This is a genomic window from Klebsiella sp. C360 (assembly GCF_048822415.1).
Taxonomy (GTDB): Bacteria; Pseudomonadota; Gammaproteobacteria; order Enterobacterales; family Enterobacteriaceae; genus Klebsiella; species Klebsiella quasipneumoniae.
Genome location: NZ_JBMEZZ010000001.1, coordinates 292,017 through 316,824 on the forward strand (window position 1 = coordinate 292,017; position 24,808 = coordinate 316,824).

General features: G+C 54.7%; 22 protein-coding genes and 3 pseudogenes. 10 read left to right on the forward strand and 15 right to left on the reverse strand.

Translation table 11 applies throughout. From position 1 onward, the window contains the following. The first annotated feature begins 97 nt into the window (after window positions 1-97). Window positions 98-928: an oxidoreductase gene (locus ACOI7D_RS01390; protein WP_342637382.1), complete on the forward strand. Its 831-nt coding sequence runs from the start codon at window positions 98-100 to the stop codon at window positions 926-928. A gap of 13 nt (window positions 929-941) precedes the next feature. Here the strand turns inward: ACOI7D_RS01390 and ACOI7D_RS01395 are convergent, their stop codons facing one another. After that, the gene (locus ACOI7D_RS01395) at window positions 942-1,877 is read right to left on the reverse strand and encodes a LysR family transcriptional regulator (protein WP_109547486.1); all 936 of its coding nucleotides are present in this window, start codon (window positions 1,875-1,877) and stop codon (window positions 942-944) included. A 100-nt stretch (window positions 1,878-1,977) separates the two neighbouring features. Between ACOI7D_RS01395 and ACOI7D_RS01400 the strand changes: the two genes are divergently transcribed. Beyond that, window positions 1,978-3,087, forward strand: coding sequence for an alkene reductase (locus ACOI7D_RS01400; RefSeq protein ID WP_117140754.1), 1,110 nt, complete (start codon window positions 1,978-1,980; stop codon window positions 3,085-3,087). Next, the gene (locus tag ACOI7D_RS01405) at window positions 3,084-3,683 is read left to right on the forward strand and encodes an ester cyclase (protein ID WP_180265721.1); all 600 of its coding nucleotides are present in this window, start codon (window positions 3,084-3,086) and stop codon (window positions 3,681-3,683) included. The genes ACOI7D_RS01400 and ACOI7D_RS01405 overlap by 4 nt, the downstream gene beginning before the upstream one ends. An 88-nt stretch (window positions 3,684-3,771) precedes the next feature. Here the strand turns inward: ACOI7D_RS01405 and ACOI7D_RS01410 are convergent, their stop codons facing one another. After that, entirely contained in the window at window positions 3,772-4,521 is a 750-nt protein-coding gene (locus tag ACOI7D_RS01410) for an SDR family oxidoreductase (protein ID WP_012542112.1), read from the reverse strand. Between the two features lie 166 nt (window positions 4,522-4,687). On the opposite strand from ACOI7D_RS01410, the gene ACOI7D_RS01415 reads away from it, so the two are divergent. Further along, window positions 4,688-5,593, forward strand: a complete 906-nt coding sequence (locus ACOI7D_RS01415) for a LysR family transcriptional regulator (protein WP_050533956.1) — start codon at window positions 4,688-4,690, stop codon at window positions 5,591-5,593. Between the two features lie 6 nt (window positions 5,594-5,599). Here the strand turns inward: ACOI7D_RS01415 and ACOI7D_RS01420 are convergent. The 6 genes and pseudogenes from ACOI7D_RS01420 to ACOI7D_RS01445 form a co-directional block, all read right to left on the reverse strand. Continuing rightward, window positions 5,600-6,052: pseudogene (locus ACOI7D_RS01420) on the reverse strand (DUF4113 domain-containing protein); the annotation flags it as partial. 709 nt (window positions 6,053-6,761) lie between these two features. After that, window positions 6,762-6,947, reverse strand: a complete 186-nt coding sequence (locus ACOI7D_RS01425) for a tautomerase family protein (RefSeq protein ID WP_048297295.1) — start codon at window positions 6,945-6,947, stop codon at window positions 6,762-6,764. A gap of 45 nt (window positions 6,948-6,992) precedes the next feature. Beyond that, window positions 6,993-7,832: a hypothetical protein gene (locus ACOI7D_RS01430; RefSeq protein ID WP_053065902.1), complete on the reverse strand. Its 840-nt coding sequence runs from the start codon at window positions 7,830-7,832 to the stop codon at window positions 6,993-6,995. 76 nt (window positions 7,833-7,908) lie between these two features. After that, a complete protein-coding gene (locus ACOI7D_RS01435) occupies window positions 7,909-9,252 on the reverse strand; it encodes an MFS transporter (RefSeq protein WP_048297294.1) in 1,344 nt (447 codons plus the stop codon). Window positions 9,253-9,337: 85 nt separating this feature from the next. Further along, window positions 9,338-10,183 carry a fumarylacetoacetate hydrolase family protein gene (locus ACOI7D_RS01440; protein ID WP_048297293.1) on the reverse strand — a complete coding sequence of 282 codons (846 nt, stop codon included), beginning with the start codon at window positions 10,181-10,183 and terminating at the stop codon, window positions 9,338-9,340. Between the two features lie 76 nt (window positions 10,184-10,259). Further along, window positions 10,260-11,423 (reverse strand): mandelate racemase/muconate lactonizing enzyme family protein, encoded by a 1,164-nt coding sequence (locus tag ACOI7D_RS01445; protein ID WP_048297292.1) that lies wholly within the window; start codon window positions 11,421-11,423, stop codon window positions 10,260-10,262. A 182-nt stretch (window positions 11,424-11,605) separates the two neighbouring features. Here ACOI7D_RS01445 and ACOI7D_RS01450 point away from each other — a divergent pair, with 182 nt between their 5' ends. Then, complete coding sequence (locus ACOI7D_RS01450; protein ID WP_060592209.1) at window positions 11,606-12,532, forward strand: LysR family transcriptional regulator; 927 nt, start codon at window positions 11,606-11,608, stop codon at window positions 12,530-12,532. Window positions 12,533-12,721: 189 nt separating this feature from the next. Here ACOI7D_RS01450 and ACOI7D_RS01455 read toward each other — a convergent pair whose 3' ends face one another. The 4 genes from ACOI7D_RS01455 to ACOI7D_RS01470 all read right to left on the reverse strand — a co-directional run bounded on the left by ACOI7D_RS01455 (window position 12,722) and on the right by ACOI7D_RS01470 (window position 16,979). Continuing rightward, window positions 12,722-13,639, reverse strand: a complete 918-nt coding sequence (locus ACOI7D_RS01455) for a substrate-binding domain-containing protein (RefSeq protein WP_109547488.1) — start codon at window positions 13,637-13,639, stop codon at window positions 12,722-12,724. 86 nt (window positions 13,640-13,725) lie between these two features. Then, on the reverse strand, window positions 13,726-14,505 hold the full coding sequence (locus tag ACOI7D_RS01460; protein WP_048297289.1) for a TIM barrel protein: 780 nt from the start codon (window positions 14,503-14,505) through the stop codon (window positions 13,726-13,728). Further along, a complete protein-coding gene (locus ACOI7D_RS01465; RefSeq protein ID WP_048297288.1) occupies window positions 14,505-15,518 on the reverse strand; it encodes a Gfo/Idh/MocA family oxidoreductase in 1,014 nt (337 codons plus the stop codon). The genes ACOI7D_RS01460 and ACOI7D_RS01465 overlap by 1 nt, the downstream gene beginning before the upstream one ends. Before the next feature lie 12 nt (window positions 15,519-15,530). Then, entirely contained in the window at window positions 15,531-16,979 is a 1,449-nt protein-coding gene (locus ACOI7D_RS01470; RefSeq protein WP_109547489.1) for a sugar porter family MFS transporter, read from the reverse strand. 177 nt (window positions 16,980-17,156) lie between these two features. Here ACOI7D_RS01470 and ACOI7D_RS01475 point away from each other — a divergent pair, with 177 nt between their 5' ends. After that, window positions 17,157-19,118: a sigma-54-dependent Fis family transcriptional regulator gene (locus ACOI7D_RS01475; RefSeq protein WP_109547490.1), complete on the forward strand. Its 1,962-nt coding sequence runs from the start codon at window positions 17,157-17,159 to the stop codon at window positions 19,116-19,118. 104 nt (window positions 19,119-19,222) lie between these two features. Here ACOI7D_RS01475 and ACOI7D_RS01480 read toward each other — a convergent pair whose 3' ends face one another. Both ACOI7D_RS01480 and ACOI7D_RS01485 read right to left on the reverse strand, forming a co-directional pair. Further along, window positions 19,223-19,636: a hypothetical protein gene (locus ACOI7D_RS01480; RefSeq protein WP_048297285.1), complete on the reverse strand. Its 414-nt coding sequence runs from the start codon at window positions 19,634-19,636 to the stop codon at window positions 19,223-19,225. Between the two features lie 691 nt (window positions 19,637-20,327). Beyond that, complete coding sequence (locus ACOI7D_RS01485) at window positions 20,328-21,236, reverse strand: IS110 family transposase (RefSeq protein ID WP_109547491.1); 909 nt, start codon at window positions 21,234-21,236, stop codon at window positions 20,328-20,330. A 959-nt stretch (window positions 21,237-22,195) separates the two neighbouring features. On the opposite strand from ACOI7D_RS01485, the gene ACOI7D_RS01490 reads away from it, so the two are divergent. The 3 genes and pseudogenes from ACOI7D_RS01490 (at window position 22,196) to ACOI7D_RS01500 (ending at window position 23,354) form a co-directional block, all read left to right on the forward strand. After that, window positions 22,196-22,501 carry a DUF596 domain-containing protein gene (locus ACOI7D_RS01490; protein WP_048297284.1) on the forward strand — a complete coding sequence of 102 codons (306 nt, stop codon included), beginning with the start codon at window positions 22,196-22,198 and terminating at the stop codon, window positions 22,499-22,501. Between the two features lie 117 nt (window positions 22,502-22,618). Further along, window positions 22,619-22,894, forward strand: a pseudogene (locus tag ACOI7D_RS01495) (DDE-type integrase/transposase/recombinase); the annotation flags it as partial. Between the two features lie 217 nt (window positions 22,895-23,111). Then, entirely contained in the window at window positions 23,112-23,354 is a 243-nt protein-coding gene (locus ACOI7D_RS01500) for a DinI family protein (RefSeq protein ID WP_004203750.1), read from the forward strand. A 161-nt stretch (window positions 23,355-23,515) separates the two neighbouring features. On the opposite strand, the gene ACOI7D_RS01505 is transcribed toward ACOI7D_RS01500, so the two are convergent. Beyond that, a complete protein-coding gene (locus ACOI7D_RS01505) occupies window positions 23,516-24,652 on the reverse strand; it encodes a glycosyltransferase family 9 protein (protein WP_162543159.1) in 1,137 nt (378 codons plus the stop codon). Between ACOI7D_RS01505 and ACOI7D_RS01510 the strand changes: the two are divergent. Continuing rightward, window positions 24,647-24,803, forward strand: a pseudogene (locus tag ACOI7D_RS01510) (hypothetical protein). The gene ACOI7D_RS01505 and the pseudogene ACOI7D_RS01510 overlap by 6 nt on opposite strands. The last annotated feature ends 5 nt before the right edge of the window (window positions 24,804-24,808 follow it).

Genomic DNA, 24,808 nt, shown 5'->3' on the forward strand with positions numbered 1-24,808 from the left:
CGTCATGGCGCGCTTTGCCAGTATTGTGGCGCACCGTGCCAGCGACACCGCGCCTGACAGCAGGCACACTCAGCGCAGTCTACTTGCCGAGGTGCTTATGTTTATTCAGGAAAATAAAACCGCGCTGGTCACCGGCGCATCGTCAGGGATGGGGAAAGCCATTGCCCGTCGTCTTATCCAGGAGGGTTACCAGGTTTACGTTGCTGCCCGGCAGCTCGGGAAAATGGAAGATCTGGCTTCGCTAGGGGCCCAATGCCTGCAGATGGATCTCTCACGGCAGGACGATCGGCTGGCGGTCGTGAACACCATTCTGTCTCAGACCGGAGGGGTCGATGTACTGGTCAATAATGCCGGTTTTGGCCTGTATGGCCCGGTCGAAGAGATCGGCATCGATGAGGCTCGCTACCAGTTTGAGGTCAATCTCTTCGGCGCGGCACATCTCACGCAACTACTGCTTCCCGCGATGCGCGCCCGCCGTCGCGGATATATTGTCAATATCTCTTCCATGGGCGGGAAGATGTATAGCGTCCTCGGCGCATGGTACCACGCCACCAAACATGCACTTGAGGGGTGGTCAGACTGCCTGCGGCTGGAAGTTGCCGACTTCGGCATCAAGGTGGTTATCATCGAACCTGGAGTGATTGAAACCGGCTTCGGCGATGCGGCCAGTGAAAGTATTGTCAAACGTTCGGCCACAGGACCGTATGGTCAGTTGGTAAAAGGGGTCACCCTGTCGATCCAAAAAACGTACGGCCATGGCACCGGCAGCGACCCGCAGACGATCGCCCAGGTGGTCCTGGTCGCGGTGAATGCCTCAAATCCACGCCCCCGTTATGCCGTCGGTAAGTATGCCAAATTGCTTATTCGGATGCGTGTCTGGCTGGGTGACCGTCTTTTCGATCGTATTATCCTCAGCCAGATGCGCTGAGGTCATGTTCTGCTCACTTTCGCCTCGCGCTGGAGGGGGATGACTCTTCCAGCCAGTCGATAAAAAACGCCATAAACGCCGATACCTGAGGGGGCTGCAGCTTTCGCTGGGGAAAGACAAACTGCAGCCCAACCTCCTTGCGGTCTAACCGGCTGAAACCGGTGAAGCGGTCGGCAAACAACACCTGAAGCCGCCCCTCCTCGACATCCCTCTTCACATCCCACCATGATTTACCGGCGATCCCCGCCCCGCTGAGCGCCCACTGCCGCAGCAGTGCCCCATCGTCGCAGACCATCGCCGGCGTTACCCGGATGACCTGCTCTTTTCCCGCCTCCTCAAAGCGCCACTCGTTCATCACCACGCCGTGCCGCTCCAGCGCCAGGCAGCGATGATGATGCAGCGCCTCGGGCGAAGCAGGCGTTCCACGGGCGGCAAGGTAAGCCGTCGAGGCCACCAGCACTCGGTGGTTAGGACGAATGTGGCGGATGGCCAGGCTGCTGTCCGGCAGGTTACCGACGCGGATGCTCATATCCAGCCGGTTGGCGACCAGATCCTCCACGCGCTCGCCTAAGTAGACGGAAAAGGTCACTTCCGGGTGCCGGCGGGTAAAGTCGACGATGGCCGGGCTAAGGTATTGTCGGCCAAAGTCGGAGGGGGCGGAAAGGCGAATATCGCCGCTCAGGCCACCCTCTTTTTGCGTCAGCAACGACTCGGCGTGGCGAGCCTCCTCCAGCACGCGCCGCGCGGCATGATAAAAATCTTCCCCCGCGTTGGTCAGGGTGATAGCCCGCGTGGAACGATGGAACAGGCGGGTCTGATAACGCTCTTCCATCGCCTTCAGACGTGCAGTCATGGTGGCCGGCGAGAGCGACAACCGTCTGCCGGCGGCGGAGAGTCCCCCCGCCTCGGCGACGGCCACCAGCAGCGCCATATCTTCCAGCTTGCCCATTTTTCGCATTTCCCGAAAAGTGAATCTGTTTTTCGTCTAATTATCAAAATCAGATCCCGACTGTAAAGTGATTTCCATTCCACTCGCAAGGGACATCATTATGAATACGCTCTCACTTTTTGATCGTCATCGCATCGGTACGCTGCCGCTGAAAAACCGCATCGTCATGGCCCCCATGACCCGGGCGCGCGCCCTGCAGCCGGGAAATATCCCCTCCGCGCTGATGGCGGAGTATTACCGCCAGCGCGCCAGCGCGGGTTTGATCGTCACGGAAGCGACGCAAATCTCTCCCGAGGGACAGGGGTACTCCTGGACGCCCGGCCTGCATTCCGCAGCCCAGATTGCCGGCTGGCAGTTGACGACCCGGGCCGTACACCAGGCCGGCGGCGTTATTTTTTCTCAGCTCTGGCACGTGGGACGCATGTCGCACGCCCGTTTTCATGCGGATGGTCAACCCGTGGCCCCCTCGGCGCTGGCGCCGGACGCCCAGGTCTGGGTGGTGGATGAGCAAGGCCGGGGGCAGATGGTGGACTGCCCACCGCCGCGGGCGCTCTCCCGGTCGGATATCCAGCGTATTGTCGCCGATTACCGCCAGGCGGCGCGCAATGCGATCGCGGCGGGGTTTGACGGCGTGGAGGTGCACGGCGGCAATGGCTATCTGATCGACCAGTTCCTGCGGCGTACCGCCAACCAGCGCACCGATGAGTACGGCGGTAGCCTGAACAACCGGATCCGTTTTGCCCAGGAGGTGCTGACCGCCATCGGCGACGCTATCGGCCGCGAGCGGACGGGCATCCGCCTTTCCCCCTTCATTACCCAGCGCGGGATGAATGACCCGCAGGTGATCGACGCCATCCTTGCCCTGGCGGCCTGGTGCGAACAGCAGGGTATCGCCTTTATCCACCTGGCGGAGGCGGACTGGGACGATGCCCCAGCCGTTCCCCGGCACTTCCGCGACACGCTGCGCGCAACCTTCAGCGGCACGCTGATCGTGGCCGGGAATTACGATCAGCAGAAGGCGGAGCGCATTCTTGGCGCCGGTCTCGCCGACCTGGTGGCTTTCGGCCGGCCGTTTATTGCCAATCCCGACCTGCCGCAGCGGCTTCAGCACCGCTGGCCGCTGGCGACCGTCAGCGATCCCGGCACGCTGTTTGGCGGAACGGCGGCGGGCTATACCGACTATCCCTTCTATACGGAGCATAAAGAGTGAAATTGATCGACAAAATGTTACCTGCCGGGCGTGGTGTCGCTGTTGCCCGCACGCTGGCCAGGCGCGGCCTCACGCGCCGTCGCTGCGCCACCGCGCTGCTGCTTGCCGGAATGTCCGGCTCCGCGTTTTCAGCCCCGCAGGATCTGCTGAAGCCAGCCCAGCTCATCGTTGATAGCAGCCTTCCCGCTGCCACACGCGCCGCCAATGAATATGTCGCCAGGCAATACGCCACGTTCTGGAATACCGGCGATGACGCGCTGGCCAGGGCGGCGCTGGCGGGGAATTTTATCGATAAAACGCCCCCGGAAGGGCGCCAACAGGGGCCGGAAGGAGCGATCCTCGCCTCCAGAGCGTTTCGCCAGGCGGTGCCGGATTTACGCTGTGATGTCGAACAAATGATCGTGGCCGGTGACCGGGTGGTCTCACACTTACATTTTCATGGCCACTTTACCGGGACCTTCGGCACCCGGCAGGGTAAAGGACAAAATATCGATTTTATCGCCACCGATATCTATCAGATCAGCGGCGGTAAAATTGCCGCCAACTGGCATATTGAAGATAACCTGACGCTGATGAAACAGCTGGGCACGCAATAAGCTGCTCCCGGACGGTGCGTCAACGCTCGCCAAAACCACGAGCCGCCCCGGTCTCCGCCAGGGCGGCTCGCCTGGCGACAGACTGTGCTTAGATTTGCGCCATTCCACCGTCGACATAGATCTCTGCGGCGTTAATAAAGCTCGACTCATCCGACGCTAAAAACACCACCGTCCGACCAATCTCCTCCGGCTCGCCCAGCCGTCCGAGCGGTACGCTGGCGGCCAGAGCATCGAACAGGCCCTGACGGTCCGCCTCCGCCACCAGTCCTCCCAGACCCGGGGTACGCACCGGCCCCGGGCTGACGACATTGATGCGGATCCCGCGGTCGTTCACCTCCAGCGCCCAGGAGCGCGCCAGGCTGCGTACCGCAGCTTTACTCGCGCTATAGATGCTGAAGTTAGCCGTCCCTTTGACCGCCGCCGTAGAGCCGGTCAAAATCACCGAGGCGCCGTCGGTGAGCAGCGGCAGCGCTTTCTGCACCGTGAACACCACCCCGCGCACGTTGGTGGCGAAAATCCGCTCGACGTGCGCTTCGGTGATGGCGCTGAGCGGCAGCATATCCCCGCCGCCAGCATTGGCGAACAGCACATCCAGGCGGCCGGACTCGTCGGCAATGGTCGCAAATACCGCGTCAAGGTCGCTTAACACGGCGGCGTCGGCGCGGATCCCGCGGGCGGCGGGCCCGATGAATCTTACCGCCGCATCCAGCTCCTCCTGTCGGCGGCCGGTGATATACACCTTCGCGCCCTGCTCCGCCAGCGCTTTCGCCGACGCCAGGCCAATCCCGGTGCTGCCGCCGGTCACTAACGCCACTTTATCCGCAAGTTTTTTGCTCATGGTGCATTTCCTTGGTTAGAGTATAAACAGGCCAGGCTCGCGAAAGCGTCCCGCCGGGTATGGAAAGCACTGTAATCGCCTCACAGAGGCGGAAAAATGGCCTAATCTGAAAAACACTTTTCCCCTCCGTGGATAATGACGTCCAATAACCAGGATCACGCCCATAATGGACCGGTTTTCAGCCCTCAAAGCCTTCACCCGCGTTGTCGAAGCCGGCAGCTTTACCCGCGCCGCGGACTCGCTGGATATGCCCAACGCCACCCTCAGCAAAACCATCAAGCAACTGGAAGCGCACCTGGGGGTTTCCCTCCTGCAGCGCACCACCCGGCGTATTACCGTAACGCCGGAAGGACGGGAGTACTATGAAAAAGCTCGCTGCCTGCTGGAAGACCTGGAAGAGATCGACGCCTCCTTCAATACCGCCCACAATAAGCCGAAGGGCCATCTGCGGATCGCCATCGGCGGGTCGACCGCGCGCGATGTGCTGATCCCGCTGCTGGCGGACTTTATGACCTCCTGGCCGGATATCCGTATTGATTTGCAGGTGGCCGATAAACCCGCGGACCTCATCAGCGGCAATATTGACTGCGCCATCCGCGGCGGGCCGATGGAAGACTCGACGCTGATCGCCCGTAAAATCGGCGAGGCGACGCTGGTCACCTGCGCCACCCCGGGCTATCTTCAGCGCTGCGGCACGCCCGCCTCGCCGGATGAACTCCACCATGGCCACCAGCTCATCAGCTATCTGTCGCCGGCCAGCGGCAGAGCGTTTCCGTTTCGTTTTACGCGTCACGGCGTCAGTACCGAGCTCAAGACAGAGCCCCATCTCGGCATCAATGAGAGCAACGCGCATATTGCCGCCGTCGAGGCGGGCTTAGGCATTGTGCAGACCTTTACCTATTCGCTAAGACCCGCGCTGGCAAGCGGCAAACTGGTGGAGATCCTCGCCGCCTGGCGCCCGGCCCCCTATCCCTTTCACGTCGTCTATGCCCGGCACCGGCACGTGCCGCCCCGGCTCCGCGTCTTTATTGAATGGCTGGCGGCGGTTTTTCCGGCTGCGGTGCAGGGATAGCGCGCGTTATCTGACGCGGAGCAGGTCGCCGTATCGCGTGGTGTAGCGCGGCGATAGCATCTCTCGCTTCATCTGCCACTGCTGCTGGATCCCCTGGCCGGCAAAATAGAGCGCCCCCCTGCCGTTTTTCGCATTCAGCTGGTCGAGCACCTGCATCAGCCTGGCGCTGTTCTGCCGCGGGGCAAGCTCGTCGAACAGGTTCAGCTGGGCGACGCCCTGGCTGTAGAAATCGCCGAGCATCACCCCGGCCTTCTGATAGCGGTGCCCCGCTTTCCAGATGGCGTCCAGGCAGCTTGTCGCCGCGGCGATAATATCCCGGGAATCCTGCGTCGGCGTCAGCAGCTTCAGCGAGGCGCTGTTGCCGTAATAGGGTTCATTCAGCGCGAAGGGGCTGGTTTTGACAAAGGCGGAGACGAACCGGCAGTACTGATGCTCACCGCGCAGCTTTTCTGCTGCCCGCGGGCGAAGGCCGGGAAACACCATCGCTTTTAATGATAGGTGTTGTAACTACTCTTCTTCGTCGCTGTAAGGGGTGCTGCCGTGAGTTCAGGGGGTACACGCTCATAAGCGCCTGAACGGCGCTAACGCGGAGATATTCCCCGACTGCGTACAGAAGCGTCTGAGACGTTTTGAGCGGGTATGGCTTTCCAGCTACCGTGTTAAGTTCCCTGGTGTCGCTGAAATTTTTTATGAACATCCCCCTAAGCGTCAGCAGCAAGCTGCCGCCGCTAAGGCCCCGGAAATCACGCCCTTTACGTCGTAAACGCCGTAAAGCCCGCTCACCGGGGTTAAAAGGGATTACCTTAATTTCTTCATTGCTGATCGCGGGTTAAGGCTAACCAGGGCATGGGGCTGACAGGCAGAATTTGTGAACCAGGAGCCGGCTACGCCGGGCTTTCGGCGCCATTTGACTCCACAGGTACATGCCGCTTCATCTGGCGCCTCCATGCCGCTAACGCGGCATCCAGAAGCTTCCCAATGCTGTAGGCTTTAACGTCTGCTTTGTGCCAAAAACGGACGTTACTCTCCAAAATGCAGACAATGGTTCGAAATAAGGTGAACATTATGCGGAAGCTACCAGGACGCTACTTCCGGCCAGACAGGAAAAGGTAAGGCGACAAAATTTTTAACTATTCATATGCTAAATAAAACGGACGAAGATGATTTTTCATTTTTCGCTAAAAAGTTTACCACCACGTGATTTGTTGTCCCTGGGAGTCTCGTTCAGAGAAATGACAATGTATTCATCCTTTACATCCAGACTTTCTTTTACTGCCATAAAAACTACTTGCATAAGTTTTTCTTTTTGCTTTCTGTCACGTCCGGCAGCAAGATTAATAACTATTTCTGGCATAAATTTTCCTTAAAAGGAGTTGAGTTGGGTTTAAATATTTAGAAATTAAACCTCAGTAAGCAAAGCATATTCACTCACCTGCCCGAGCTTTTCAGTATCAATCTCCGTTGTAAAACCATAATGTTCAACCTCTGCGATATACTTTAACGACGTTTCAATCAGATGCTTCATATTCATACTTCCCGATACCGCCAGTTCTCTGCCGGTCAGACCAAAACGTGTCACGCCCTCGCCAGCAGCTGCGCAGGTATTCTGTGCGGCTCGCCCGGTCGCATCGCTCAGATGAAGGGTAATAGTCAGGTGGGGATAGTCCTGCCGCAGACGACGACACAGCGCAGCCGTTTCTGTCGGCGAAGCAGCGCCCGATGAATCGCGAAGCGTAACGCCGTCTATTCCCAGCAGACAGAAGTAGTCGATAAGTTGCAATACAATGCCGTCGTTCATTTTTCCTTCAAAAGGACAGCCGAACACGGTTGAGAGTTGCAAATCTGTCATGACCCCGCCGCTTTTGAGCACTGCCGCAACCGCCTTCAGCTGCCGGAACGATACAGTGCGAGTGATACCAAACCGGCGAACATTCATGGTTTCACTCACAGACATAACCAGTGAGGCACTGTTTATCCCGTTAGCTATCGCAAACCCGGCCCCCGCTTCGTCGTTGATCGTGATGCTGTACTCAGTACGTGAGAGTTTTCTGGTGCTCTGAACAGCGAACACTGTTGCACCTTTTTCTTCGTCATTCGCACCAGAGAGATAGGCACCAAGATTGAGCATTGAAAATCCGCAGGATCCAATAGCCTGATTGATTCTTATCTGCTCTTCCCGCCTGAGTACGCGCCCGGCGCCTGTATATGCCGCCAGAGACTCTCTGATATATAACCTCACATCGCACTCCTGATTAATAAACGTCAGTGATTATAAAATGTCTGCCTGCCCCATACGCAGGGGCAGGTTCTGCGTTTTATTCCCGCGCGGAAATCGTCCTGCGGGAAGTAACCCGGAATGCCTGCCTGATGTCCCAGACGCTTTCCTCACGTCCCACGGCCAGCGCAAACAGCACTCCCCCCACGATTGAGAACAGACCCAGTACGCTCCATGCGAGCGTCATGTCAGTGCCGCCCCCCAGGTGCTTCAGGTAGCCGGCAACAAGCGGTCCGCCAAACTGACCAATAAAGTTGCTGCATGCGCCGACGAAGGCCACCGCAGGGACCGCTTTCTTCGTGGGTAGAATTTCCGTCAGCCGGACGTAGACCAGCGGCACAAGCATCTTCATTGTCAGGCCGACAAACAGGAACAACGCTATCTGCACCCAGTAGTAAGAGAGCGGAACAAAGGCTGCGGCTGACAACGCGATACCGCATAATACGGTGGGAATCGCGGCATGCAGCCGTCGTTCCTGGTTGTACTTATCTGAACGCCGGGTGATATACCAGATGCCCACCATGGTCATCAGGAAGGGCATTCCACTGATTAGACCCACCATGAATTCACTGAGCGTTCCATACCCCTTGAGTGCTGTCGGCAGCCAGAGCGTGAAGCCGTAAGCCAGCATGCTGTGCAGGGAGTAACCGATAAGCATTAGCCAGAGTGCCGGTATTTTGAGAATGGTCCACCACGGGTCAGATTTCTCCTTCACATAGTTTGACTGCTCAGCCGCCAGGTCTTTCTGGATATGTTCCCGGTCTTCGGCGCTGAGCCAGCTTGCAGCCTGAATACTTTTGGGTACCAGATAAAACCAGATGATGCAGAACAGCCACGCGGGTGCCCCTTCAATGACCATCATCATGCGCCAGTCATGATGTGCCAGGATCCAGCCCGATATTGGACCGGCCAGAAACGCACCGGCCCCCAGGCTGAGGTTCCAGATACCAAAAGCGCGTCCCCTTTCTGGCTTCATAAACCACTGTGCCAGAAACATCGCCGTTGCTGCCTGAATCGGCCCTTCAGCAAGTCCCAGGAAGAAACGGATGGCAACCAGTTCACCAAAGTTACGCGTCAGACCCGTGAGCATGGCGCAGGCACCAAAAAGAAACAGGCTGACGCCAATTATTCTTCGCGATCCAAAGCGAAGCGCCAGCCAGCCAGCGGTAAACTGCGTCGCCACGTAGCCCCATGCAAATGCACCGCCAAGCCAGCCAGCTTCTACCGGGCTGAGCCCCATTTCGGCCGTAATATGGGGCAGCGCCATGCCTATATTCACCCGGTCGAAGAAAGAAATGGTATACATGATAAACACTGCAGGGAGTATAATTGTCCAGCGTTTTTTCCCGATAAGTGCATTACCTTTAAGAGCATTATCACTCATGATAACTTCCTCATTTAGAGCAGATGTAGGGGAGGAAATGCTGATTTCAGGTCCTTTTAAATATCAGTCAGATAAAATATTTTTATTATTTTGAAGCTGCAACGACGTAATTAGTCAGGCGACCGACTGACTCAATTTCAACTTCAATAACATCGCCGTCATTAAGAAATACCTGCGGATTACGTGAACGACCAACACCGCCTGGTGAGCCTGTCAAAATAACATCACCCGGGGATAGCTGTGTAAAGGTACTCATATAACTGATAATTTTGCTTACTGGATGAACCATATTAGCTGTACTGTCCTGCTGAACAATTTCACCATTAAGCCAGGTTTTTAGCTGAAGCTTTTGCGGATCGGGGACCTCATCACACGTAACCAGCCAGGGACCGAACCCACCTGTTTTGCTCCAGTTTTTGCCGGCAGTGAACCAGGTATGCTGCCAGTCACGCACGGAGCCATCCATATAGCAGGAATAGCCCGCTATGTATTCTGCCGCGTCCTGCTCAGCGATGTTTATGCCGGATTTTCCGATTATGATTACAAGCTCACCCTCATAATCGAGCTGATCGCTCAGCGCAGGCTTCACGATGTCGCCCAGATGAGCGGTCTGAGAATCTGAGAACCGGATGAATATGGTAGGCGCATCCGAAGTAATACTAAACTCAGTGCGTTTGGCCTGATAATTCATGCCGACGCAAAGTATTTTGCCCGGATTTTCAATAACAGGAAGGAAGGTAATATCAGAAAGCTGATAATCCGGCTCATAGCTGATATATCCGTCAGCAGCTGCGATCCCTTTTTCTCTGATAAAACTTTTCAAATCGGGAGTATCAATATCTGTCCGGCTTCTCAGGTCAATAACTCCCTCACCCTGTAAAATACCGTAACTTTTATATCCTTCAGGCGTCAGATAACTTAAAAGCTTCATACATTTTTCCCGCTACGCCCTTCCGCATCGCGGAAGGGCGTCATTAAATTAAGCAAGACGAGATGTCAGCAGAGACTTATTCAGCCAGCGCGCGCATTTCTTTGATGAGGTCTGATTTACCCTCAAAACCGATACCCGGCAGTTCCGGCATGATGATATGGCCATCTTCTACCTTCACCGAGTCAGGGAAACCGCCGTAAGGCTGGAACAGATCGGGATAGCTTTCATTGCCACCCAGGCCAAGGCCTGCGGCAATGTTCAGGGACATCTGGTGACCACCGTGAGGGACGCAGCGTGACGGTGACCAGCCAAACTGCTCAAGCACATCAAGCGTGCGCAGATATTCAACCAGACCATAAGAGAGTGCGCAGTCAAACTGCAGATAGTCACGATCCGGGCGCATGCCGCCATAGCGCAGCAGATTTCGCGCATCCTGATGGGAGAAAAGGTTTTCACCCGTGGCCATTGAGCCCGGATAGAACTCTGACAGCGCGGCCTGCAGGGAGTAATCCAGTGGGTCACCGACCTCTTCGTACCAGAACAGCGGGTAGTCACGCAGCATTTTCGCATAGGCAATACCGGTTTCCAGATCGAAGCGGCCATTGGCGTCAACGGCGAGACGCGCTTCGCTGCCAATTTCCTCCAGGACGGCCTCAATACGGCGACGGTCCTCTTCCAGAGACGCTCCACCGATTTTCATCTTCACAACGTTATAGCCGCGATTAAGATAGCCGCGCATCTCCTGACGCAGCGCGCTCAGATCTTTACCCGGGTAATAGTAACCGCCCGCCGCGTAGACAAAAACACGCGGGTTAGCCTCAACGCCCTTCATTTCTGCCAGCAGGCGGAACAGCGGCTTGTTAGCAATTTTTGCGGTTGCATCCCAGATGGCCATGTCCAGCGTACCTACCGCAACTGAACGTTCGCCGTGACCGCCCGGTTTTTCGTTGCTCATCATGACGTCCCAGATCTTATGCGGATCCAGGTTGTCGCCTTTGGCATTCAGCAGGCTTTCTGGTTCGGCTTCAAGGATACGGTTGCGGAAGCGTTCACGGATCAGGCCGCCCTGACCGTAACGGCCGTTAGAGTTGAAGCCGTATCCCACTACGCGACGTCCGTCTACCTCAACATCTGTCACAACGGCAACCAGGCTGGCCGTCATCTTGCTGAAATCGATGTAAGCATTACGGATAGGGGAAGCAATAGGCTTGGTAATTTCTACAACGTCAAGGATACGCATGTTCTCTCCGGCAGTTTCCAGTCAAATACGATCTAACTAAATTACCTACGCAATGTTTTATGTCATGCCGTATATTTATCGGCATAATGCACTAACGTAGTGTTCAGGGACCTTGTTGTCCTGTCTGATACCATCCTAAGCAGTTAACAAATTTCGTTCTAATGCCAAAGAGGCAGGCTGTAATGCAAAATCGGCATCACCTGGAGTTAACCTGGCTTGAGGACTGTGTTGCGCTGGCACAGTCCCTGAATTTCTCCCGTGCGGCAGCTTCACGATATGTGACACAGCCAGCATTCAGCCGGAGGATTGTCTCGCTGGAAGAGTGGCTTGGAACGCCGCTTTTTGAAAGAAATCGTCGGGGCGTCAGCCTGACGCGCGCCGGGGAAGTATTCGTTACGCAGATCCCTGAACTTATTCGCGCACTTTATACCCTGAGAAGTGAATCTATAGAGGCCGCAGGAGAAACCAGACCGGATGTTATTTTTTCCGCCACGCACTCTCTGTCATTTTCTTTTTTCCCGGCACTGATGCGTAATAACGAAAAAATCGCCCGCTTCGGTTCTTTTCGCCTGTTATCTGACACACTGAGTGCCTGTGAACGCATGATCGACAAAGGTGACGCGCAGTTTTTGCTTTGTTACTTCCACCCTCATATGCACATCAATCTTGATCAGTCGAAATACCTCAGTGTCCGGCTCGGGCGGGAAACATTATTGCCTTATTCCAGATGCGATCCGGCAACCCGCGAGCCAATGTGGTATGCATCGGGCGGCAAAAAGTTTCCTTTTCTGTCCTATTCGGCTGAATCCGGCCTTGGCCGGATCCTATCCAACACCTCGCAGGTCAACCGTGCCAGACGCGGAATGGAAATCGCATTCACTGCCGATCTGGCTGCAACATTACTGGCCATGGTCAGGGCCGGTGACGGCATCGCATGGTTGCCGGAAACGCTGGCAGCGCCGGATGTTGATGCCGGTTCCATTGCCGTTGCGGCGAAGAAAGAGAGCGCGCTCTGGGTACCCATAGACATCAGGCTTTTCCGCCCGGCAGCAAGGATGTCCAGCGCTGTAGAAGAGTTGTGGGAAATTTTCGTAGACGGCCAAATCTGACAATCGGAACATATTCAGACATTTTCCAACCGCAGCACCAGAAGAAAAATAGCGATAGAACATGAAGCCCGCAAGATATGGCATTGCATGCAGAGTTATCACTATCAGATGTCCGCTTTGTGCCAGAAGCGGACATTTAATTTTGCATGAGTCCTACACGTCAGCCTATTTTAACGGCACGAGTAATTGTTACTTTTCAGCAGAAAATGCCTGATAATTTTCAGGCGTAATAAGCTGATAAGGCACCCAGTTATATGTCTGGACATTTTGTTTATTCAACAGCGCTTTGGTCACCTGAACCGCGCCGTTGGCCTGTCCTTTGGCATCCTGGAAAATGGTCAGTGCCATTTTGCCATTTTTGATAAACTGCTGGCCGTCCGGCGTCCCATCAATGCCTGCGACAAGAATTTTTTCGTTTTTCGCCTGGCTTAAAGCCATGTTCGCCCCAATGGCCATTTCGTCGTTGTTAGCGGCGATGGCATCAATTGGGCGCTGATTCAAAAGCCAGCCTGAGACGACATCCACAGCTTCATTGCGCTGCCATTTAGCTGATTGCTTCTCAACCACCTTCATATCTTTATATTTGGCAATCACCGCTTCTACTGCGCGGGTGCGCTCTCGCGCTTCTTCATTTGACAGTGCGCCCATTAGAATGGCTACGTTACCTTTGTAGTTCATCTTTTTCGCTAGCGCTTCCATCTGCATTTCGCCGCCCTGTGCAGAATCAGAACCGATGTACGCCATATCAGCAGGCAACTTCACTTCCGGTTTACGGTTAACAAAGACCAGCGGAATACCGGCGTTTTTTGCCGCATTGATCATCGGCAGTACGCCTTGAGTATCGACTGGATTAAGAATAATGGCGTCAACGCCCTGATTGATAAAATCATCCACCTGTTGTACCTGAAGCGCGACGTCACCTTTGGCATCAACGAACTGGCCGTTAAGCTGGTTTTTTTTTAGCTCCTGCTGCATCTGGGTGCGCAAGATGGAAACAAAGTTGAGGTCGAAGTTAGCCAGCGCCACGCCAACTGTAAATGTTTTTGCGCTGACGCTAACGCTGAACAGCAAGGCGCAGAGACTCAAGATAAGGTTTCTGATGTTCATAGTTAATTCCTGTAGGGTTGAAAGCGTTATAATTTTCATGGCGTTGTTTAACGTCGGGTAACAGGCAAATACCCGACGTGCAATACTTACAGGGTGAAGTGATCGCGGAACTGCTGCAGCGCGGCCGTACTGTCACCACTGGCCCAGCCTTCCATAGCGACAGTGCCGCTGTAACCTGTATCCTGCAGTGCGCGTGCGATAGCGCGATAGTTGATTTCCCCGGTTCCCGGCTGCTGACGTCCCGGCACATCGGCTACCTGAACTTCCCCGATGGCAGCACCGCAGCGCCGTATGAGTTCGATCAGATTTCCTTCACCCATCTGCGCATGATAGAGGTCAAGATTCATCTTCAGCGCCGGGCTGTTTACCGCTTCCACCAGCGCCAGCGTATCGGCTGCCAGAGCAAACGGCGTGCCGGGGTGATCGAGTATCAGATTAAGGTTTTCGAGGGTAAAAACCCGCCCAGCACGCTCGCCAAGCTGTGCGATCTGGCGCAGCGTATCGGCGGCCTTTAGCCACATCGCGCCGGTTACTGCCGTCACGGGTTTTACCGGTAGGCCTTGATCGTCAAGACCGGTGCCATGCAGATTAAGCACCGGGCAGTTGAGCCGCGCAGCCTCTGCCAGCGACGCTTCAGCGGTTTGCAGCAGCTGGTGAATTTCAGCATCGTCTGTAAGGTTGCCGCTCAGGTAGCCGGTCATAGAGGTAAAGCGCGCGCCGGTCGCAGCCAGCGCCTCGATATCTTTATTGGCCCATCCCCAGATTTCGACACCGAAGCCCAATTCATGAATGCGTTTGACGCGCTCGATAAACGGCAGATCGAGGAATACCATTTCAGCGCAAACTGAGAGTTGATAAGAGGCCATCAGCGCGTCCCCAGTTTAACTGGCTGGTTGCGCCTGACGGATTCGATGCAAGCCAGCGCGATTTCCAGCGCGTTTCGGGCATCCTCCCCGGTGGCGCGTGGTGTTTCACCACTACGGATACAGCGGGCAAATTCGGTCATTTCTGCCACATAGGCTTCGCGCAGTAAATCTGAATCCAGTCGCGAGGTGTCAACTGCAATGCCGTTGGCGGTGTAACGCACGCAGTGATTGGCGTTGATGTGGCCCGCCTGCAACATGCCTTTGCTGCCAAAAACTTCGCCGCGCACATCGTAGCCATACACCGCCTGGAAGTTCGCTTCGGCAATGGCGATCGCGCCATTATCGAAGCGGATGGTCACAACAGAAGTATCCAGCAACCCTTTGTCTTTAAAATCTGGCCGCACCAGCGCATCGGCCAGCGCATAAACCTCAACCGGCTTCGCGCCATGATTGAAGTGCAGCAGCGTGTCAAAATCATGAATCAGCGTTTCGAGGAAAATTGTCCACTGCGGAATCGGAGCCGGATCGTGCAAAAGCGGATCGCGTGTTACCGAATGGCTGAGCTGCGTGGTGCCGTTTTCCCCGTTTTTCACCGCTGCTATCGCGGCAGCAAACCCGGAATCGAAACGACGATTAAAACCAACCTGCAATACCACGCCAGCCCGTTTTGCCGCCGCGATGGCGCGATCCGCTTCCTCCAGCGTTATTGCCATTGGTTTTTCGCAGAACACATGTTTACCGGCATTCGCTGCGGCAATTACCCATTCCGCATGCGTGCGTGCCGGGGCGGCAATCGCGACGGCATCGATCTCCGCATCCTGCAAAAGCGCATGTAGATCGCTGTACGCTTTGCTGACGCCCAGTCGGGTAGCAAGCTTTTCGGCCGCTTCCGGGTACGGATCGGCGACTGCCGCCAGTGTGGCGCCGGGCACGCGATACGCCAGATTTTCGGCATGAAAACTGCCCATGCGGCCTGCGCCGATTAAACCCACACGCACTGTTTGCTGATTCATAAAAACTCCTTGTTATTTCACTTTCGCCCATACGGACGAGGAAGGTTGTTGATCTGAGCGCGACGACTCATCGGCGAAACGACGGGATTTGGAGAGCATCAATGGCTCAATATGCTCAAGGGAAACGCCGCGGGTTTCCGGTAAAAAGCGGCGCACAAACCAGAACGCCACGAGGCAACCTACGGCGCACAACATCAGTGGAAACGCGCCATGAAAATGGTCCATCAGCACGCGGTTACGGTTCATCATTGGGAAAGTCTGGGTAACGATAAAATTCGCGACGTACATTGAGGCAAACGCAAATCCCATCGCCACGGCGCGCATGCGGTTAGGAAAAATTTCGGAAATCAGTAGCCAGGCGCCGAGGCTCCATGACAGGCCAAAGATCAGCACAAAGGCCACCAGCCCCACCACCGGCAACAGCCCGCCGACCTGTGCGATAAAGGCCCAGGCGGTCAACACCAGACATACAGCACATCCGAGCGCTCCCCAGCGCAGGAGAGGCGTCCGACCAACACGGTCGATGGCATTCAGGCAACCTGCCACCCCAGCCAGCAGCGCCAGGCCGAGGAAAATACTCTGGAAAAGAGAGGCCTGCGTGCTGGCAGTGATGTTTTGCAGCAGCGATGGCGCGTAATACAGCAGAATATTGATGCCGGAAATCTGCTGCAGAATGGCAATAGCGCAGCCGATCAGCAGAATGTAGCGGGTCCGCGCATCGCGCAGAATGCCGCGCTGGCTGGTCTGAATATTGTCATGCTGTTTTGAGGTGAGGATTTCCTGCAGCAGACGATCGGCGTGCTGCGCATTAGACAGGCGGGTCAGTACAGCGCGGGCGCGCTCTGTTTTACCTTGCAGCGCCAGCCAGCGAGGCGACTCAGGCATAAACGGCACCAGCAGCAGAAACAATGCGCAGGGCACCACGCCAGATGCCAGCATCCAGCGCCAGCCTTCACTGACGATCCACTGATGCGACATGCCGCGCGCGATCAGGTAATTTACAATGTAGACCGCCACCTGCCCGCCGACCATTAGCATCTGCTGCAGGCCGAGCATGCGTCCGCGCCAGTCCTTTGGTGAAATTTCCGCGATATACAGCGGCGTAATTGCCGACGCCATACCTACCGCCAGACCGCCTACCAGACGCCAAATCACAAAATCCGTTAACGAGTCGGCCAGCGCAGCGCCGACTGCTGAAAAGACGAACAGAATAGCGGTGATGATAAGCGTGGATTTGCGGCCGATACGGTCTGAGATAAAGCCCACGCCCCAGGCTCCGACGATGCAACCGAGAATGACATTTGACACCGCCCAGCCGCTTTCCCACGGCGTCAGCGCCAGATGCTCTGTCAGCGGTTCGATAACGCCGGAAATCACCGAGGCGTCATAACCGAGGATCACCCCGCTGAGCGAAGCGATGGCACAGATAAACAGAATCAGGCGTAAATTATGTTTGCGCATAACTACTTATTTCCCTTCTCTTGGTCGGTTCACACAGCTATTGCAAAGGGGATGCCAACCAAAAAGCGGGTAAATTTGTGAAGCCTGGCACAACTTCAGATCACAAATCGGCAACAAAATTTACATGTCAACTTTGCATGTCCATAAAATGGACATTTAATCTGGCAGGAGTGGTCAGTGAATCAGCGTCTGTTATTAAGAGAAGAGAGTGATGCCATCTTTAGCCTGCCGGATAGCGCGGAAGCTGCCAGCTGGGACGATCTGCTGTGGCAAAGCTGGCAGCGCTTTCTGCAGGGCGAGCAGCCGCAAACGCTGCGGCGCAGTATTTTGCAGTCGTGGCAACGTTCGCAGCAGCACGCCATCGATCCGGACAGTTTTGTCTATATCACTCCGCCCGCCAGTGAACTGGCCGCCATCCTCGAACACAACGCCGAACTGATCCTGGTGGCGCGCAGTATCATGCAAAATCTGCTGGCCTATAATCCGGACGGCCATATCAACCTCACCGACGCGCGAGGCGTAACGCTGTATTTTTGCGGCGCAGATTTGACGCCGGTTGGCAGCATTCTGCGCGAAGAGGTGCTCGGGACCAACTGCACAGCGCGTTGCCTGATTGAACAGCGCCTGGTCTACGTGCTGAGCGGCGAGAACTGGAAGCTTGATCTGCGCAAGCGTAGGCGGCAGTGCGCCGCCGCGCCCGTACGGGATAGCAGCGGCCAGTTGATTGGCGTGCTCACGCTGACCGCCACGCCGGATAACTTCAACGCGCATACTCTGGGTACGGTGCAGGCGGCGGCGGAAGCGGTCGGGCAGCAGCTCACGCTGCGCCGCCTGCTGGCGGAGCAGCAGTCCATTCTGGAAACGCTGAATGAAGGCGTGATAGTCTGCGATAAACATGGACGCATCAAAACCCTCAACCGCTATGCGCGACAGATATTCAGCGGCCTCGATCCGCAGGACACGCCAATTGATGTGTTATTGCAGCCTCAGGGTGGATCGCTGCTGACCATGCCATTTTGTAATGACCGCGAGATGCAGTTTATGCCGGAAGGTCTTGCTCCTCTCCCCTGCCTGATTTCGCTCATGCCCGCGCCAGATGGTGGCCGCGTATTGTCGCTGCGTGAAAATCAGCGCATTCGCGCCATCACGCGGCGGGTCATGGGTGTCAGCGCAAGTTATACCTTTGAGATGATCCGCGGCCACGCGCCACGCATGCAGCAGGCGATCCAGAAAGCACGCGCCAGCAGCCGTACCGACAGCACTGTGCTGCTTAGCGGGGAAAGCGGTACCGGCAAAGAGCTGTTTGCCCAGGCGATTCACAACGCCAGTCCGCGCCAGCAGGAAGCGTTTATCGCCCTCAACTGCGGCGCGCTGCCACGCGATCTGGTTCAGAGTGAATTGTTTGGCTATGCAGATGGTGCCTTCACCGGTTCGCGACGTGGCGGTTCGGCGGGCAAATTCGAGCTGGCAGATGGCGGCACCCTTTTTCTCGACGAGATTGGCGAGATGCCGCTCGAAGCACAAACCAGTCTGTTGCGCGTGTTGCAGGAGAGCGAAGTGTTACGCATCGGCGCGGCGCATCCGATAAAAGTCAACGTCCGCATTATCGCGGCAACACACTGCAACCTGTTGGATGCGGTGGAAAAAGGCGCATTTCGTCGCGATCTCTATTACCGTCTGAACGTCATTTCACTGGAAATTCCACCGCTGCGTGACCGTCGCGAAGATATTCCGGAACTGGTCAATACCTTTATTCAGGCGCTATGCACGCGCCTGAAGCGAATCCCGCCGGTAGTGGCTTCAGACGCTATGGAGAGTTTGCAGTCATGGGATTGGCCGGGCAATGTCCGCGAGCTGGAAAATATGATTGAGCGGGTGGTAAACCTGTGTGAAGGGCTATATATCACCCATGCGGATTTACCCGAACAGCTACTGAAACTGCCGACGAAAACTGTCGGCCCCGATGCGCAGTTATCGCTACATAACCTTGAACGCGCACATATTCTGCGAGTGCTTGACGAGCAGAAGGGCAACCTGCGTCAGTCTGCACAACAGCTGGGGATTTCTCGCACAGCGCTCTATAACAAGCTAAACGCCTGGGAAATTAACTATCACTCTTTCAGAAAAAGCGATCGTTGAGCACTTTATGAATTTCAAAGGGGTAAGGTCTGGTGTGTGCCAGAAGCAGTCACTGACCCCTGCATGATTACTTGCCGGGATTATCCTTTGAAGACGGAGTGCGTTTAAATACGATTTGGGCGCGTTGCGAAGAAGCCCACTGCTGCCCCGATAGCGACGATGAGCGTATCTTCAATCAGGCCACTCCTAGTCTGCCCCATCCCTGCCATGGCATTTTTGCGTGTCGCAAACGTGACATATGCAAGCGGCACAGCGGCAGAGACAGCGATCGCTGCCCCGGTTTTTTCTTCTACCCTGGGTGCCAACGCGGCGCCCGCAATTCCTGCACTGGCCACGCGTGCTGATAAGCCCAAAAACACGGTGCGGTCTGGCGCAGACTTCATCTTGTCGCCAAATAGTTCACCTACACCCATAGCTAACGCGCCGTATTTGAATAGCGGACGGTCCAGCAGCAAGAGTTTGCCCGATGTGTCGCGCCCGGTAAGTAGTGCTGCAGCGATGGCCGCCATCGGCGTCATAGAACGGCAGCTGGCGACAAGGCCAATTAATGCGGAATTAAAAATTCGGTTATTTTCATTAATTATCTCCGGGGATAAATAAAACTTTTTTAATTCTTTAAGCTTTATTGGGGTGTAAACCAGAACAATCTGTTTGATTAACGCATTTACACGGCCCCGTCATTTAAAAACTTTTCCTTTAAGCGCTGAGTTGCATCTTGCTAAGCCGCAGGGGTTTTTACAGTCGGTGCGCGTCTTGCTTTGTCAGCACAGTGAAAATCCAGGCTAACATACCAGGAGTGCTGAACATAGCGACTACTGCCGATACGGCAAATAGCCTTTTCAAGGTCTTACTCTTTTGCATGGCGTTCTTCTGATGGCCATAAGGCTGGGCACCAGGCAATTAACCATGTGCGGCCTCGTATGCACATGACCATTGCACTAGTCAGTATAGATGAACGGCTTGAGAGAGCAGAAATGACGTAAGATGGAGGCTGAAGAACGCGGACTGCACTTAATTGCCGAGCCAAACCTCAGCGATAATCATCTGGTAATATGGTCGTCAAGACGAGCGGCTACATGCTTACTCCCTTAACTGGTATTACTGTTCATTAAGAAGTAATCATGCCGAACGTCCGTTTCTCGCTCAAAGCGGACTGCGCTCACTTACTGCTGTGAGCGTTACCTTGAGTTTAATGCCAGCCTGGTACAGTCAGGTTGACAGTACTTGTTTCAGGCTTTCGTCATTAAAAACGGTTCCGGTCTTCAGGACGCCATAACACCAGTGCACCAGTTTCCGCATCAGCGCACCAATGGCCACCATTTTAGGTTTACCCCGCAGACACATCTCATCGTAAATATTACGCATTCGCTTATTGTAGATTTTTCCGCACAGGGCGGACATGTAAAGCTTCGCTCTCAACTGAGGAGGGCCGATTTTCGACATCCGCGGTCGGCTCCGGACCGATGTGCCTGAGCGTTTCTCGATCGGCACCACGCCCAGAAAGGCGGCAGCCTGCTCAGCCGATACAAAGTTATGGCTGCGAAGCACGACCAGCATATGCATCCCCAGTTGGGGACCAACCGATTTAATTGAGGTCAGCAGTGTATAATCACGCCTCAGTGCAGGGCTGGCTTTGATATGAGCTTTAATCTGCCGCTCGATATTACTTACCTCCTCACGCAGAGCATCACCCAGCAGAACATCCCGCCGTCGCAGGAGTGCGCCGAGATATCTGATTTCGGGTGCCGGCGGCTCCCAGCGGTGTGGCTTCTTAAGGAATGCGTAACAGGCCAGCATATACGCATCCACCTTATCCGTTTTTGTCATGATTCCCATGCCACGTGCAAACTCCCGACTGCGGTGAGGGTTGGCCAGAGAAACCCGGAAACCGGCATCATGTAACTCAGTGGCCAGCCGTTCGTGATAAACACCGGTCGCTTCCATTACCACATGAACATCTTCCGGACAGCAGTGTTGAAGCCTGAGCCAGCGAAGAATATTTTCAACTGAATGCCTGTTATTTTGGATGTTACGGGTTTTTATGCGTCCTTTGATACCGTCATAAAGCATGCAAAGATCCAGGGTGTTTTTACTTACGTCAATGCCGACTGGAAACATGGTCAAACTCCTCTCACATAAACCGTCACGCCTGTTCGCCTTGTACATACGGAGTCGAGCTCCCGGTAACCGTTCAACCTGATGTGCTGGCGTGAAAGGTGAAGCGGAGGGCCATATGCTGCAAATCAAGGTTCAGCGGTGCCGACTTTTCTGACCTTAAGGGAAGGGAGCGGCTCACTCTGCTTCAGTGGTGGTAGCTAATCACCACAAACTGTTAGATACAAGGGAGGGGGTGGATAAGGCTGAATCTATCAAAATGGTAGCCGGCTACACCGGGTCCCGGCGGACTGAGTTCTGAGCCTTGTTTTCATCCAGTGTCCGCCTTTTATGCCGCCTGACAGCATACTCCGGTAATAATAATTTTTATTCAAAAATAAAATTTTAATAGATATTTAATTACAAATCGTTACATTAGATTTCATAACAATTCAAAAAACGGAGTTTTTGATGTTGTATATGCCCTCTCCCAGGTACGGGCTTCTGCTGACGGGGCTGATATCAGCAGGTCTCCCGGCAGCACCACTGAGTCCAGCTGACCAGAATATTGTTGAGCAGAAACAGAAGGCATTGCTGGAACAGACGCAACAGCAGCGCGACATGCTCCGCTAGACCACACCTGCCCCCTCACTCCCGAAAGCCGCCGGAGATAATTAGCTTTGCTACATCTCTGACAGGTGGTATCCCATTTAAAGAGAAGATTCTTCCAGGCGGTAGGCTGATGTATGCAAAAATAAATGATAATCAAACAATCAATTTACGAAATTTTTCAGCTTCAGCAGAGGACACTGGGGCAAGGTCGACAATTGATATCATTGGGAATCCCGATATTAAAGCTGCCTCCAAAACCTCATTAAACAGATTTGAAGTTAAATTTAGGTAGGAGACGAGATAACGTGATGTATTTAACCGAAAAAAAATACCAAGAAAGGAAAGAGTTTCTTCGAGGGGCTTCTACTACCATGCTATGGAAAAATATCGACCCCGAAAGCGTTGATGGCACCTATGAGCTAACATATGAAGAAGAAAAAGCGCTTTATATCTGGTTTATTAGGCGTTTGCTGGAAGATGGTGAGATCAAACTTGCTCGCCATGGAAAGTTCCTCTCAGGAAGCATCGACAAGCAGATCGAAGCTTTTGAAATAGCATTTCCCAAAACTGAGGATGATATGGATTGCGATGCATTTGAAGGATTTTGGTTTTTGAGTGAAAACTGCCCAGCGGGTATTGTCTGGATTCACGAAAACGGTTACCAAGATTGGACTTAGATAATGATATTTTAACATTCTCCTCGTCATTTAGGACGGGGAGAATGTGTGCGCCCAGCATGGGCGCGATCTTAGAGGTGAAAGTCCTCCCGTGAGTTGACCACAGCGAGCGAAGATAAAAACCGGGTGGGCCGCATCATGCAACTGAACCGGATTAAAGCTACACGCGGTTATAAATCACCAAATCGTATCGCCGGCAGACCTGCAGTGGTCGCTCCTAATCGCGTGTAGCGGCAGTTTACCGTTGTCCGGGCCAATCAGGTCTGGGTCACCAATATTACTTATATCCGCACCTGGCTGGGATGGTTATATCTGGCAGTAGTTAACGATCTCTTCGCCCGTAACGTGGTCGGCTGGTCGATGAAGCCCACTCTCTCACGCAAACTGGCACTACAGGGTCAATATCGGCTCCAGCTATCAATCGCCAGCACTGAAATAACTCCTTGATGTCACTGAAGGTCACCGTCGTCGGTGGCGAACCGTTTGCTGCTTTTGCGCGCAGCCCGCCCGTCGCGCGTGGTGGCGGATGCGCAGCGCCGCGGTAATCGCTTGACACTGTACATTAATACAGTAAAACTATCGCCCGCGATCAGCATACAGAGGACAGAAGATGTTTGTGGAACTGATTTATGACAAGCGCAATTTTGCCGGGCTGCCGGGCGCCAGAGAGACCATTCTTAACGAGCTGACCAAACGCATGCAGCGCATTTTTCCGGAGGCGGAAGTGCGGGTGAAGCCGATGATGACGCTCCCGGCGATCAACACCGACGCCAGCAAGCATGAAAAAGAGCTGATCAGCCGCACGGTGCAGGAGATGTTTGAAGAAGCGGATATGTGGCTCACTGAAGAGTGATGCCGCCCGTCGTTGGCGGCGCACCCCTCTTTAAGAGCTTTCCCGGATGTGGCAGAGCAGCGGGCAACAGTACAATAGCGGCGGTTGCAGACTGGCAATGCAACCTTCGCTCACCTGCTGGCTCTTGCATACGGCCAGCAGGTGAGCCTCCCCTCATCGCCTCACAGCGTCTCCGGCAGCGCCGCCATTATCCGATCCACCAGCTCGCGATGCTGATGCACCTTCCCGCATTTAACGATAACCTGCCTGGCGTTGTCATAGCCCGGCGCCCACAGACGGTTGTTGAGCAGAACGTCCTTGTAGACCGCGATCAGCGGTTTGTTCCATGCCGCCGCCATGTGCACCACCGAGGTGTCCGGGGAGATAATCAGCTCCGCCTGGGCAATCAGCGCCATCGCATGGTGCAACGTGTTAAATGGATTAACCACCACCTCCGGCGGCAGCGGGATGCGGATCTCGCGCCGGTGATCGAGCAGAATCACCGCGCTCCCCGGATGGCGAGCCAGCAGTTTGTCGAGGAGTTCGGCCAGTTGCGTCTGCGAGAGACTCCGGTCGGCATGGCCGGCAAAAATATTAATCACTACCGCTTTTCCGCTCAGCGACGCCAGATACTGCGCCACCACCTGCATAATCGGCCCGGGGATCGCCAGGTCGTAAGCATCCAGCCCGCAGGTGTCCAGTTTGAGATAATCGGCGATCAACTCGAACGTTTTCGTCACGTGCCAGCGCTGGCAGTCAAAATCAAATGAGTGGGAGTAGTGCTTAATCGACGGCCATTTATTAAACCCGAGCACCGATTTCGCTTTTATTTGTCGGAAAAGCCGTAGACGATGCACGGGAATATCGAACAGCGAAGGGTCAATAATAATATCGTACTTATTATTAGCCAGTTCATTAATAACGTCGCGGGGAACGTTATGATTAAATTTTCGCAAAAAATCGGCGGACGTGACCGGGTCAGCTTCATAAATATGGCGGATCCGCGGGTTATAACGCATCACCTGGCTATTAGAGGTCGTCAGCAGGAAATCAACGATATAGCCTGACTGATGCAGGCATTTCACCAGCGCGGAATCCACTACCACATCGCCGACCGCCCCCTCATTGCGCATCAGTAAGACGGTTTTCGCGGACGACAAATCCACCGGCTGACGGCGTCGGCGATCCCAGAGCGCTTTCGCCACTCCCACCCGCAGGGCATTACGTACTTTCTTAGTAAAGTAATTTCGCCGTCTGTTGAGCTCCCTTATTTTATTAAACTTCTTGCGTGGGGAACCCTGCATGGTCGCATCGTGCATCATCCTAACCTCATTACGGCAATCATTAATATTCTGTGTCGTCCGATAAAGACTGAGCGAAATAAAAAAAGTTCGATTGAAAATGAAAATCATTCTTTTTTTTATTTACAAAACTCATCCAGCCCTGCGGGATTGCAACACAGCACTGTGAAGCAA

What these genes read in the sequence shown, in the direction of transcription:
- ACOI7D_RS01390 (WP_342637382.1), top strand. Translation starts at nt 98, where the DNA reads ATGTTTATTCAGGAAAATAAAACCGCGCTGGTCACCGGCGCATCGTCA.
- ACOI7D_RS01395 (WP_109547486.1), bottom strand. Translation starts at nt 1,877, where the DNA reads ATGGGCAAGCTGGAAGATATGGCGCTGCTGGTGGCCGTCGCCGAGGCG.
- ACOI7D_RS01400 (WP_117140754.1), top strand. Translation starts at nt 1,978, where the DNA reads ATGAATACGCTCTCACTTTTTGATCGTCATCGCATCGGTACGCTGCCG.
- ACOI7D_RS01410 (WP_012542112.1), bottom strand. Translation starts at nt 4,521, where the DNA reads ATGAGCAAAAAACTTGCGGATAAAGTGGCGTTAGTGACCGGCGGCAGC.
- ACOI7D_RS01415 (WP_050533956.1), top strand. Translation starts at nt 4,688, where the DNA reads ATGGACCGGTTTTCAGCCCTCAAAGCCTTCACCCGCGTTGTCGAAGCC.
- ACOI7D_RS01425 (WP_048297295.1), bottom strand. Translation starts at nt 6,947, where the DNA reads ATGCCAGAAATAGTTATTAATCTTGCTGCCGGACGTGACAGAAAGCAA.
- ACOI7D_RS01435 (WP_048297294.1), bottom strand. Translation starts at nt 9,252, where the DNA reads ATGAGTGATAATGCTCTTAAAGGTAATGCACTTATCGGGAAAAAACGC.
- ACOI7D_RS01440 (WP_048297293.1), bottom strand. Translation starts at nt 10,183, where the DNA reads ATGAAGCTTTTAAGTTATCTGACGCCTGAAGGATATAAAAGTTACGGT.
- ACOI7D_RS01445 (WP_048297292.1), bottom strand. Translation starts at nt 11,423, where the DNA reads ATGCGTATCCTTGACGTTGTAGAAATTACCAAGCCTATTGCTTCCCCT.
- ACOI7D_RS01450 (WP_060592209.1), top strand. Translation starts at nt 11,606, where the DNA reads ATGCAAAATCGGCATCACCTGGAGTTAACCTGGCTTGAGGACTGTGTT.
- ACOI7D_RS01455 (WP_109547488.1), bottom strand. Translation starts at nt 13,639, where the DNA reads ATGAACATCAGAAACCTTATCTTGAGTCTCTGCGCCTTGCTGTTCAGC.
- ACOI7D_RS01460 (WP_048297289.1), bottom strand. Translation starts at nt 14,505, where the DNA reads ATGGCCTCTTATCAACTCTCAGTTTGCGCTGAAATGGTATTCCTCGAT.
- ACOI7D_RS01465 (WP_048297288.1), bottom strand. Translation starts at nt 15,518, where the DNA reads ATGAATCAGCAAACAGTGCGTGTGGGTTTAATCGGCGCAGGCCGCATG.
- ACOI7D_RS01470 (WP_109547489.1), bottom strand. Translation starts at nt 16,979, where the DNA reads ATGCGCAAACATAATTTACGCCTGATTCTGTTTATCTGTGCCATCGCT.
- ACOI7D_RS01480 (WP_048297285.1), bottom strand. Translation starts at nt 19,636, where the DNA reads ATGACGCCGATGGCGGCCATCGCTGCAGCACTACTTACCGGGCGCGAC.
- ACOI7D_RS01485 (WP_109547491.1), bottom strand. Translation starts at nt 21,236, where the DNA reads ATGTTTCCAGTCGGCATTGACGTAAGTAAAAACACCCTGGATCTTTGC.
- ACOI7D_RS01490 (WP_048297284.1), top strand. Translation starts at nt 22,196, where the DNA reads ATGCTATGGAAAAATATCGACCCCGAAAGCGTTGATGGCACCTATGAG.
- ACOI7D_RS01500 (WP_004203750.1), top strand. Translation starts at nt 23,112, where the DNA reads ATGTTTGTGGAACTGATTTATGACAAGCGCAATTTTGCCGGGCTGCCG.
- ACOI7D_RS01505 (WP_162543159.1), bottom strand. Translation starts at nt 24,652, where the DNA reads ATGCACGATGCGACCATGCAGGGTTCCCCACGCAAGAAGTTTAATAAA.